Source organism: Bradyrhizobium sp. UFLA01-814, from assembly GCF_046718885.1.
Classification (GTDB): Bacteria; Pseudomonadota; Alphaproteobacteria; order Rhizobiales; family Xanthobacteraceae; genus Bradyrhizobium; species Bradyrhizobium elkanii.
The window spans coordinates 1-11,711 of record NZ_JAQOSR010000223.1 but is presented as its reverse complement, the minus strand read 5'-3'; the positions used below and the strand labels follow the sequence as shown (position 1 = coordinate 11,711).

Genomic DNA, 11,711 nt, shown 5'->3' with positions numbered 1-11,711 from the left:
CCCATGGACTGGATTATGTAGGTCGAAGCGAGTTCAGCTCGTTCTGCCATGCTCTACGCCCGGCTGGTTCGACAGTCAGCGCACCGCCCGCGCGATCGCCTATGGCGGGTTCGCGCGGTGACCACATCGCGGAGGGTCTTGGCCATGGCCGACGACCGCCGTCATAATCGGACAATTGGCGCAGTCGACCCGAGTGAGTGAGTCTGGGTCCCGCAATTGTGCGATACAGACCACCGACATTGAATCCGCGAGTTAGTATGGTCTCCGTATCTGAGCAGTCATTTCCAAGTCGCGAAGAAGGGTATAGTTGCCTCGAATCCATTGATGCAGCTCGGTCGACCAATCCTTCTCGTTGCGCAGATATCCAGTGAAGGAAAAACTCAGTCGGTCTATGTAGGCCTTTAAAAATCTCGGCAACGCGGGGATCCGGAGGACAGGCCCGTCATCCATGATGTCAGGTAGTGGGCCACGCAGCACGAATTCGTTGTGGACGGTGACCAGCGCCCCTGGAGGGGTCTGTCGCCGCAGCATCTCATAACTGCGCCAGGACACACGATCAGTGCCTGCGATGAATAGGATGATCGGGACGACATAATGGCGTACCGTCTCTTTCATGAAGCGGATCTCTTCGCACGTCTTGAAGAATTCATCAAAGGCATGAAAGCCGAGGTCGATCACCTTGGCCACCCGATCGTGGACGACAAGGGGGTCGATCAGCTGGACCTTGCCGTAGGTATCGATCACATCTGCGGTCTCCGTGATGTGAGGAAGGTAATCGAGCAATGATGGCTCCCTCAGATTGACATCGAAAGAGAGCGCTGTGCCGTTCTTCAGCACCAGGAACTCGCTTACCAGGCGAGCGACGAGGGTTTTACCGACCTGCGGGCTAGGAGAGCAGATGATGTAGATGGGCGTTGCTAACATAGCCGGCTGTATCAATCGAGTTTCGTAGGTGGCTCGGCCCGTCGCTCGCCGAGTGTGCGGCTATTCCCCGCCGCCGCGGGCCGCCGATTTGGCGCCGGTCAATTCGGTCAAGTTGATGCGGTCATACTCCCTCCAGACATTTGCGAGCCAGTGACGGACATAGCCGCGCAGCACGAAAGAGTAGTTCGCCGGCTCATCGCGCCGCCCCTTGTTCGCGATAAAGTCAACGAAGGGCACGGAAGCGACCTCGACCTGCTCATAGGCCATCGCGTCGAGCTTGGGTATGGTAAGCTCGGTCGCATATTTGATGCGATGGAAATAGGAATTGTAGGTCGACTGGTCCCACTGGAAGAATTGGGTGTCGTTGATGAAATTCTTCACCAGGAAGTATTTCGCGCCGTTCATGAAATCGGCGGTCTCGGCGATCTCGTCCAGCGAGGCGATCGAGGGCCCCAGGATATGGAATACGGCAAATGTGATTTGGCCGGAGCGCGCGGCGTCCAAAAAGCCGATGTCGCGCAAGGAACCCAGCGCTGACGACAGCAAGCCGGCGCGAGCATCGATAACGGTCACGGATAGCCCAGAATTCAAGGTGTCGAAAATCTTCATCTGATCTGCGGTCGTCGTCATGTCGACGATCTCGGTGATCTCAGGATGAAAGCGCTTCAACGTTCCCCGCGGTGACTCCGTGTCGAAAGCGCGGGTTTGCACAGTATTGTTGCTGAAGTAGTCGAGAAGCGTTCGCGATACCGTCGTCTTTCCAACACCACCCTTGTCCGCGCCGACCACAATCACAACTGGCTTCACCATGGAATTCCCTTCAGACACTCGCTTTCGCGCCGGCGCGACATGCGCCAGCGGCGGGCGACTGCTTTGGATGAGAAAATGGCAGAACGAGGGACAGTTGACTCGTTGGGGCGCCATCAAAGTGTTTGGTCGACAGCTATCATCGCCAAGCTATCAGGATCTAGAATGCAATAGCGATTAAATAGTAAAGCGATCAGTAGTCCCTGATGGTGGCTCCAACGACTTGCCGCGTTGGAAACAGTTCGAGTGGTCTGAGTGTTGAGAGTGATAGCGCGCGCATAACCGATAAGTCGCGCTAGTATGCATCAGTATTAAGAATCGCTTGAATCGTACGTAGCGTCAGGTTGTAGAGTTGAACAAGCGGCGACGTAGGATGTAGCGCGCTCGCCCATGACCAAAAGGAAAATCGAGGCTAGCGCTCCCGATGAGTAAGTTCGCTAGGAGGCAGTCACCTCGAAGATGAGGAACCATCCCGGTCGAGGGTCACTGCGCATTCTCTTGATGAGAAGTGTATGATTGAAATGGCGGGATGCGTTTTGACGGATTTGGAATCGAATTTTCTCGTGTCGAACCCGAGGCGAAGCCAGGCAATGGGTCCGCAAGCACCAAAAACGTCCAGCCACGGCTCTCGACACGTGGAGTAACCGGTGTCTAGCTGGTACGGGACGGAGATGAACGACGATGCGGAATCGCGCAAGGCGGCGGCGCCGCACTCGCAGAGGACAATGCGTTGCTTGATGCCGCCCTGAACGAGATTGAGTTTGCGAGCCACATCGGCGACTTCTCGACCGCACTGGTCAAAGCACGACAAGCAGTTGCGGATAATGGCGGATCGCGCAAATGTTCCTGCAGAAAGCTGCGGCGGATTCCAGCTTAGATTGTGGCAAGCGTCGAGGCTAGTATCCAGGCGGGCAAATCGTGGGGGTAAACGAGTTGTCGCAAAAGCTCTCGACCGGGCAAAGAAGATACTTCGGCTGTGTGACCCGCTGATATCTGCGGAATCACATTTGTTGCGCTAGTGGCTTTTGAGGCGGTTGATTGATAGTGATTGATATGATCTTTCAGCAGCCTCCGCTTGGTGGCTCACACCTGGACCTGACACGATCTTCAGAGGAAATTGACCGACCGGCCTTGCGAATTCCATCGCAACGTTACCGCCTGCTTTAGCGACCAACGTCCTCAATCGATCGAACTCCCCGCACCAGATCGTTTCCATGTCACGATCACGATTCTCGTCGCGAACGTCAGTAGAGCTACCAATACCCACGGCCCGCACCTGGAGGAGATTTGATCTCGATCCGCCCAAGAGCTCTACTCCGTAGCCAGGATTGGCCGCCTTGCGCAGGACGATCTGGCCGTTCTGGACCCAGGCAGTCGCCATTCCTTCGGATACCTCGTACCCCAGGCTGGCAAGACCTTCCAGGACCGCGCGCCTGCGCTCCTCGGCGGCCAGCGCCTTGAATTCTTCCTCGATGAGAAAGTCTGCGTGTTTGACGAGTTCTCGTCCGTTGCTGGCCGACGGCGCGGCGAGGGTCTCGTCGATTTCGGCGAGCAGCGAGGCCGCCTGCGGTGATTTCATCACGGAAAGTTCGGCGCGTCGCGCCCGGAGTTCGTCCGCTAGTCGCGCCCTGGCGCGGCCATCCTTCACGGCCGCTGCGAGGTCCAACAGAAGACTATCCGCGACAAGCGATCTTCGAGCCAGCGGCTCTGATTCCAGCAGCGCGATACGGTCCGAGAATGGGGAGGAATCGATGCCAAGCCCGCTCAATTCGCCAAGGACAGTATCGATGCGTGCCAAGGCAGGATCCTCCGTCTCCTGCGGTTGTCGAGCAATCCATTCTTGCAGCGTGTCACGGTCTTCGCCGGCGCCTAGTCGAGTGGCAAGCTCGCGTTGGCGGTCTGTCGGGGTATGCTGCGGAGCCCGTGAAGGAAGCAACAACAGCGCCTTTGCCATGGCCGCTTCCAGGCGCTCGAAAGATCCGGTCGAGCCACTGAGCTCGTTTCGAATGTCGGTCGGAATCTCGACCTTCAAAGATTGTAGCCTCTGCAGCAGTGCCTCAGCTGCGGCTTTGGAGCGCCGCAAATGGCGCTTCGAACGTGCCGCCATTTCGGCAGCCCTCTCGATGCGGCGTTCGGAGTCTGCCTGAAGGAAGCCGATCTCGGCGGCGACCTGCTTCTGTAGTTCGACGAAACGATCGGCAGCCAGCAGGCGACGAAGCTCGTCCCGCCGGGCTATAACCCTTTCGACGTCCTTCTGCTCGATCGTTCCGTTGCGTCTGCCTGCGGAAATCCAGCTTTCGATCGCGGCGTCGAGCCGCGCCAGGTTGCGATGACAGATGGCGATAATCTCGGCTCGGGTAACGATCCTGAATGCTTTGGGTCCGCTCATTGCAATCCTCCTCCACGGAGCGCGTTTTCGACAGCGTTCTTGAGCCGTAGCCGTTCGGCGCCTCCGGCATGCGTCCAACCATAAGAGGAAACTCTGTGGACATGAGGGACGGCTCTTCCCAATACGTTGGGACGCCAGATCTCGCGAGCCCGAGCTTTTTCCAGCAACCGGTGTCGTGGCGCATCACATTCCACGCCTATCGCGTAGAGGCCGGTCCGGGGATCGGTCACGGCAAAATCAAGGCTGAATGCCCCGCCATCACGAGCCCGATTCGGGTTCCAGCCATTCGCCTCCAGAAAGGCTTCGACGGACCTGGTGAAGCCGTCGTCTTCATATTGTCCACCCTCATGCTGGGGACGCTGTTCGGTGACCATCCGGTCCAGGAGCGTCTTTCCGGAGTCTGCGAGGCCGTCGGATACCGTCCTGGCATATTCGAGGTAGCCCTGCAGATAGTCGCGCGGCACCCTCGGACCGCTTCGTCTCGTCAACAGGTCCGATATCTCCGATATCGGCATCGATGTGACGATGACCACCTTCTCTCTTGCACGTGTTACCGCAACGTTCAGGCGCCGCTCGCCTCCAGCGTGCCCCAGCGCGCCAAAGCTCTTGCGGAAGACCCCGTGCTCGTTGCGGCCGAACGTCGTCGAGAAAACAATGATGTCACGCTCGTCGCCCTGCACATTCTCCACGTTCTTGACGAAAAAGCCCATGTCCTCGCCATGCTCCGTTCGCTCGCGCTCACGCATCAACGCTTCGCGGAACGAGGCATCGTTTTCGGCGCGGTCTTCCAAAGCATCTTCTATGGCGTCGGCCTGCTTGCGGTTGAACGTGACGACACCGACCGACGGTGGCGAAGAGTCCTCCCAAAGCTCGGATAGATATTCCGCCACATCGCCCGCTTCCTTTTGGTTCGTCTGGCTCTGATACGTGCCGTCCGAGCGCACCACTTCGATGGGCTTGAGCCTGCGGATTGTTTCTTCGGGATGGCGAACGGGGACACTAAGACCGTTGGCGTAGAACGATGCGTTCGAGAATGAAATCAGCTCCCGATATTTGGATCGATAGTGCACCTGCAGAGTACGGGTACGAAGTACGGAGCGCGAAAGTTGGAGGAGATCGGGACAATCCTTGATCTCTCTTCGGTTCCATGTCTCCGCGAAGACCTGGCGTTCCTCTTCGCTCGCTCCTTCTTCTGGCTCTTCGCCGTCGAATATCGCCGCTTCGTCGTTCTCGACCTTACTCGCGAAGAAGGAGGTCGGTGGCATCTGCTTTTCGTCGCCGCTGACGACGACGAGCCTGCTTCGGAATAGGGAGGGCAGGGCATATTCAACCGGCATCTGTGAAGCCTCGTCAAAGATGACGGTATCGAAGAGGCCGGCGCGTGGTTGCAGCACGCGGCTCGCGACGTCTGGTGTCATGAGCCAGACCGGGCGGAGAGCGAAAAGACCGAGCGGAGCGGCGCGATCGATGAATTCGCGCAACCGCAGTGCTCTCGGGCCGCGGAACGGCCGCCTCCTGCGAGGGATCGCTGTCGGCCGTGAAGTATCGGTCGACTTCCTTCACTTGCGATGGTGCAGCAGGCGGCAGTTGCTGTTCGTTCAAACGCAGCGCGGCCTCGAGCGAGGTCGCCGTCGGCGGTAAGCCCCGTAGCGTCTCGAGGTCCCTCATGACGGCCTGACCCATGAACGCAAGATGGAAGAGCACGGCAGCGGGCACGAGCTGCCGTTCTTGAGCGCCAACCTTGACGTCTTTTCCAGGAAGCGCCGCCAATTCGTTGCCGGCTGGTCGAGCAGCCAACCCGGCGTGACGATATTGCCTCTGACGATCAGGGGCATCGACGGATTGAGGGTCTTCAGCGAGATGGAGAGCTTCAAATCCTCGGAAAGATCTTGGGCCCGCAGGATTTGCCGGAGACCTGCCGCTATCGCCGCTTCGAAGCCGGCCTCGGACGCCCAGCTTGCGACGGCGCCTCTGAGGACAAGGGCCTTGGCGCCGTCCCAGTTCGCGGCATCAGCTGCCGCCAATGCGAACATGCTTGCGGATCGATATTGCTGGCCACCCAGCGAAATCGAGGTCCGGCCCTCTGTGTCGCCCGCTATATCGGCCGCCGGAGCTGATACGGCCTCTCCGCGCAGCCACGCCTGAACTTCCTTCCACTGCCAGCGCTGGCGCCTGTCACGCGCCAACAGGCCGCGCAGCAAGGTGTTGATCCGATCATCCAGATTTTCGGGTAGGTGCACGCCGTTGGTGAGAACGTGAATCAGAAAGGCCTGCTCGTTGATGCCCTGAAAGCACGCGCCTTGGGTGATCTTCTCCAGCAAGATCATCCCCATGCTCCACCAGTCGGAAGCCGGAGCGACGCCGCCGGCTATCGCTTCGGGCGCCATATAGCGGGTTGTTTCGAGCGGAGACACGATATCGAGATCGAATTCGGAGAGCCGTGCGGACCCGAAGCCCCCGATGACGAGGTCCAGCGGCTCCCTTGAGCGCACGAAGATGACCGAAGGCCGCAGATCCCGGTGCCGCAACCCGGCTTCGGTGAGGGCGTGAACCGCCTGCGCGAGTTCGCCGACTAACCTATCTATCGCGACCGGATCGGCAGGATCGACAGCGAAATCCGCCAGAGTGCCGCCCTTGAATTCCTCCGCGACCTCATAGGCGCGGTCTTGCCAGCGACCGGTGGCGAAGAATTCTGGGACGTGATCTCGAGGGAGCTTTGAAGCAAATCGTAGATCGCATGGTCAGGCTCCGAGCCCGCTGCGTAGAGCGTGAGTATTCCTCGCCGCCCGTCTGAGTCGCGCGTTGCGACAAAGCGTTCGCGGACTGTGCTGGATGAGGTGATCCGGTCCTGCAGACGCCAACCGTCCACGATCGTTTCGGCCTCGAGCGCGGGCTCTGACGCCGGCATGGGCTCGGCAGGTGAGGGCGGCTCGTGCGATTCGATTGTCGGCTCGCCGCATACGCTGCAGATCAGGTCGCCGGGAGAGGCCTGATGTCCGTTTCGGCAGGTCGGCACGCCCGGAGGAGGGCTAGCGGGCGGATTGGGCTTTCCTCTGCCAGGCGGCGCTATATCGACCGTCGACAGGTCCCAGCCGCAGGTTTGGCCGTTCAACGTGCCTTCGCAGAAGATCTCGGTGACGGGCCGTTCGGTATCGCAGTTTGGGCAAAGTCTGATCATCAGCAATATTCTACAGAGAGGGGAAACGCGTATCTTCCGAAATTCCAAGCGTCGATCCGCCGCCTTCGAGAATATTTCGCAGACGCCGGAAGTCGCCGCGAGCGGGAATGCCCGCAAGCCAGACGTCTCCGTTGTCGTCGAAGATGACGTCGAAGGTGCGGTCTTTTTCGTCAATGGGGCGATTGAGGCCCTCGAACCGAGCGCGGCCCAAGGGCGTCATGAGGTGCAGCTCCTGATTGTCGCTGCCGCGAAGCGCCAGGGTTTGCTTCTCATCGATATCGAACGGCCCGGAGACGATCGCGTCGATGAGGGATGGCGAGGTAGCGATCGCCTCGGAGATCGTGTCCCACGGGTATCCCGTAAAGACGAGGATGTCGGCATGCGTTCGAGCTCGAAGCCGTGCCAGAAGATCGAACAAGGCCTCACGCTGGTCGAAAGGCTCTCCACCCGAAATCGTGATGCCGTCAGCCGTCGAAAGCCATGGTGAAACTGCCTCGACGACGTCCTCTATGGCCGTCATTCCTCGTCCGTGCACCCAGGTGTCCATGGAGATGCATCCTGGGCAACGGATTGAACAGCCTTGAAACCAGATCCCGATCCTCCGGCCCGGCCCCAAGGTTGTGACCGGGAAATGGATGCGTGACAGAGCGACCATCGTCATGGAGGTTGCTCGCTCACGAGGTCGATCGTCGTCGATGGCCCAGGGTGAATCCCTTCGATCCTGTATCTGCGCGCAGCTTCCGCTCCGCTATCGAACAGACTGCGCGACAGCGGGTTGATGAGATGAGATTCGACTTGGTTGCGGATGCCTCGCCCGCCGTTGGAAAGATCAGAAAGGCATAGGCCGCGAAGGACCTCGCGGGCAGGTCCGGCCAAAGTCACGTCATAGCCCAGCGAATTGACCTCATTGAGCAGGTTGTCGACCATCTGGTCGAATATCTCGTTTGCGATCTCGGGCCGGATGAAGTCGAAAACGATGACGTTCTCTCCGATCCGGTTCAATATCTCGGGCCGGTTGAGAACTTGTTTGAAGTGCCTTTCGATCTCGCCTCGGACCTTCCTGCGCACCACTTCGAAAGTCTCTTCGGGCGTGACGTTGGCAATTCTTTCGCCGGAGGGACCCGGTACGTAGATGCCCAAATTCGACGTGAACACAATGAAGGCTTCGGAGAAATAGACGCGATCGCCTCGCCCGGAGGTGAGGACGCCGTCGTCGAGAACCTGCAGGAATTTGTCGAGGATTCTCGGATGCGCCTTCTCGATCTCATCGAAAAGGACGACGCTAAATGGTTTCTCGCGAATAGCGTTCGTAAGCTCGCCTCCGACGTCGTAGCCGATATAGCCTGGCGGTGCGCCGATCAGCCGTTGATCGGAGTGCTCGGCGCTGAACTCCGACATGTCGAAGCGGATATATGCAGATTCGTCGCCGAACAGCAGGCTCGTGATCGTCTTGGCGAGTTCCGTCTTGCCGACGCCGGTCGGCCCGGCAAGAAAGACGTTGGGCGACCGCCGCGCGGCGATTGGCCGATCCCGGTCACTGCCCGTTTGACGATGTCCAGCATATGCGTAACTGCGTGAGACTGGCCCTTGACGCGTCGTCTTACGAATTCTTCACCCGAGCTGATCTTGTCGCGGCTGATCTTGCGCCAAGGATCCTCGGTCACGCCCACTTTGAAACGTCGGACGGCATCCCCGATCCGATCGAACTGGACTGCTTCACTGCGGGCAAGCTGTGCGACCGCGCTCACGTCCAGCAACAGCAGGCCTTCCGTCTCGTCCACGAACGCTTTGGTACACTTGTCCAAGTCCGATTGCTCTGCGTTCTGCGCACCGGGCAGCCCCCGGACGAGGGAGCGGATCATGCTTCTTCTCGCAATATGATCCGGTCGTCCGATGGGGATGTGTCTGATCTTCGGGTTTCCGATCAGGAACCAATCTGGCAGATCACCCTCCTTGTCGACGATCCAGACGACCGTATTGAAGAAGGGAAGGCGTCTATCGCCCGCCGGACGCGCACGCGCCGCATGAGAGAGGATCAACGCGCGGGAGAAAAGCTGGTGCTCGGCAGGTGATAATGCCTCGCTTCGCGCGAGCAGTCTCGACGCGAAATCGACGATGAGGGCTGATGGCAGCCCTTCGGCCGCGACGTGCCGTTCAAGCGTCGTCGACAGCAGATCGATCCCGCCCGCCGCCGCGCCGTTGGTCGGCATCAGACCCAATTGAGTGAGATAGCTTCCGTCGGCCGGCTCGATATCCCGAAAACCATTCAGAAGATCGAACCATGCGATCCGCGCATAGCCCGCTTCCTTTAAAACGTCCGGTAGGACCCTCGATAGCGGCGCTGCGGTAACCTCGCTAGGCACGACCTCGTGCATCTGAAGGTCACGGGTATTGCCGGAGAGCACGAATTGGCTACGGAGCGGCAGAAAGCGCAGCAAATCGCGGAGCCATCTGGCTCTTTCCACCGAACTATCCTGCACCGATAAGGCCCCCGTGTACTCGTATCGCGCGACTATAAGCTATCTTGCTCGCCGATTTCGAGAGTATTTCCCAGGAGTTCATAGGGAAATGGGATAAGGCGACGGCAAGACGAGAAGGGCGGATCGGCCGAGATTGGAGGCGCGCATGCACATCGGGAGCACCATTAATCTGCTGCCGGCGATCTGGTCGGCCATCTGAACTGTCCGTATTTGAAAAAAACTCGATCTGAATCGCTGCCGGCCAACTTCGAAAAACCGTCATATGGGATCTGGTTCCTGCGACGCTCTCCGGGCGCCGTGGGCTGCACGTTTGGCGTAGGTCGATCAATCAAGGACGGCGGTCGAGCCGTCACCGTAATCGACCGCGTAGGGGTCGATGCCGGTCTGGTTGGCGCGAGCATATCCGCTCTGGAGCGGCGATGCAGGGATCGTTCCGGGCGCGAAGATGGAACGGCCGTACGGACGTCCTGCGCGGGTCGACCGGCCTATTTGGCGTGTTGTCGTATGAAGTGACTCGTATGAAAAGACAGACAGCGAGCTCGCGCGGGAAAGGACAGGTAACACCGTACTTCAGGCTTGGCTTTACCTGCTCGTGGAAGCCCGCGGGGTGCAGGCGGGTATGGCCTACGTCGTCACGCCGCGAGCCGAGTTCGTTCCGCGAGAAGTATCAGATCGCCGACTATGCAGCCTACTCCCGGCGCGTCACGAATGGTTTCGAACGTTGCGTCGCCTCGCCGGGCAGCGACGAGGCATATCCGAAGCCATCTAGCCGCGAAATGTGCAGGTGGCGCCGGCATTGCGCGCAGTCGAGCCAACATCAAATGTTGCCATGGCTGGGATTGTCGAGCGCGAGGTGGTGGCGATCTAATGTCTGATCCTCGTGCGCGCAATTGCGGCGAGGACGCGAAACCGCGGTTATGGGCAACTGATCCATCGAGAGACGAGCGGTCGTTCGCCTCTATCGGCGCAGCGTCTTAGAGGCTCGGATCCCGATTGCACTTCGCGCCGCCATTGGGTGTTGTGCAAATTTCGCTCCGCTCACAGCTGGAAAGGCAGATTCAAAAAGGGCAGCTGATTGCCTAACATGTCCGAGTCTCCGTAGGCATTGAGGCACACACCTATCGAGGATGATCTCCGACCAGGATCGATGACAACACAAATGAGCGTGGTCGAGGTGCGCGCTTCTTGCGTTGCAAGCGGATGAGTGAAGGAAAAATGCGTGAGTTGGTTGACCTGTGGTGCAAAACATCGACATCACGGTTTTGGACATCCGCATCGAAAATCTCTTGACCGTCCAACAGAATACATCGATAAATCTCGCCACTACTGTAGGTTAAGTTGTCAATTTTCAACGCGCTGCCCGATAGCGCATGCCTCGTCAATTGTTGCACGCCGTCCGTAATCTGCGGCGTCATGCTTTCGATTGGCGCTGGTACGCTTTTCTGGAATCCTGATGTGTCCCAGCAATACAACGCAATGTCTTTACCAGGGATCTCGGCAAGGTCGACCGCGGCTCCTCAACGTTGCGGGTTTCGGGCATATCCAGGGCTCGAGCACCGCGTGATGATCGCAAAATGCCAAGCGCAGAATTTTTGGGGACGGCGGCAGGTCGCTCGTAGTCGTCGCTCCTGTGGGCGGCGGCAGGTCGCTGGATCATCCATTGCGGCCGGCACGGGTCGAGACTCAGAGGGGGAATATGAAGATAAACCGCGGCGGAGCCGCCATCACATTCATTGCGGGTATCGTTGCGGGCTTGTCGCTGCTTTGCGGGGTGGTCCTTGGCGCCGAACCAATCCGAAAAAGCGGCTACGCCATCGGCGCCGACCGGTGCGGACCGTTTCCCCGTATTCAGATCGACATGCAGAGGGGCTTCTGTGCCGGCCTCGTCGCCAGCGAAGATGACGGCCTGCAATTTCCCCGGTCGATCATACAG

General features: G+C 59.1%; 6 protein-coding genes and 2 pseudogenes. 1 reads left to right on the top strand and 7 read right to left on the bottom strand.

Annotated elements, in window-relative coordinates:
- Nucleotides 1-252: 252 nt before the first annotated feature.
- From PMN64_RS38795 to PMN64_RS38765, 7 genes and pseudogenes are all read right to left on the bottom strand, one after another.
- Complete coding sequence (locus tag PMN64_RS38795; protein ID WP_411784566.1) at nt 253-924, bottom strand: hypothetical protein; 672 nt, start codon at nt 922-924, stop codon at nt 253-255.
- Between the two features lie 60 nt (nt 925-984).
- A complete protein-coding gene (locus tag PMN64_RS38790) occupies nt 985-1,734 on the bottom strand; it encodes a hypothetical protein (protein ID WP_317248309.1) in 750 nt (249 codons plus the stop codon).
- Nucleotides 1,735-2,746: 1,012 nt separating this feature from the next.
- Nucleotides 2,747-4,120 carry a hypothetical protein gene (locus PMN64_RS38785; protein ID WP_411784565.1) on the bottom strand — a complete coding sequence of 458 codons (1,374 nt, stop codon included), beginning with the start codon at nt 4,118-4,120 and terminating at the stop codon, nt 2,747-2,749.
- On the bottom strand, nt 4,117-5,601 hold the full coding sequence (locus PMN64_RS38780) for an AAA domain-containing protein (protein WP_411784564.1): 1,485 nt from the start codon (nt 5,599-5,601) through the stop codon (nt 4,117-4,119). The genes PMN64_RS38785 and PMN64_RS38780 overlap by 4 nt, the downstream gene beginning before the upstream one ends.
- A gap of 183 nt (nt 5,602-5,784) precedes the next feature.
- Nucleotides 5,785-6,777, bottom strand: a pseudogene (locus tag PMN64_RS38775) (protein kinase domain-containing protein); the annotation flags it as partial.
- Between the two features lie 531 nt (nt 6,778-7,308).
- The gene (locus tag PMN64_RS38770) at nt 7,309-7,953 is read right to left on the bottom strand and encodes a 4Fe-4S single cluster domain-containing protein (RefSeq protein ID WP_411784568.1); all 645 of its coding nucleotides are present in this window, start codon (nt 7,951-7,953) and stop codon (nt 7,309-7,311) included.
- Nucleotides 7,954-7,955: 2 nt separating this feature from the next.
- Nucleotides 7,956-8,819 (bottom strand): AAA family ATPase, encoded by an 864-nt coding sequence (locus tag PMN64_RS38765; RefSeq protein WP_411784567.1) that lies wholly within the window; start codon nt 8,817-8,819, stop codon nt 7,956-7,958.
- Between the two features lie 2,655 nt (nt 8,820-11,474).
- On the opposite strand from PMN64_RS38765, the pseudogene PMN64_RS38760 reads away from it, so the two are divergent.
- Nucleotides 11,475-11,711 (top strand): annotated as a pseudogene (locus tag PMN64_RS38760) (hypothetical protein); the annotation flags it as partial.

Coding starts and splice junctions, on each gene's coding strand:
- PMN64_RS38795 (WP_411784566.1), bottom strand. CDS start 924: ATGTTAGCAACGCCCATCTACATCATCTGCTCTCCTAGCCCGCAGGTC.
- PMN64_RS38790 (WP_317248309.1), bottom strand. CDS start 1,734: ATGGTGAAGCCAGTTGTGATTGTGGTCGGCGCGGACAAGGGTGGTGTT.
- PMN64_RS38785 (WP_411784565.1), bottom strand. CDS start 4,120: ATGAGCGGACCCAAAGCATTCAGGATCGTTACCCGAGCCGAGATTATC.
- PMN64_RS38770 (WP_411784568.1), bottom strand. CDS start 7,953: ATGGTCGCTCTGTCACGCATCCATTTCCCGGTCACAACCTTGGGGCCG.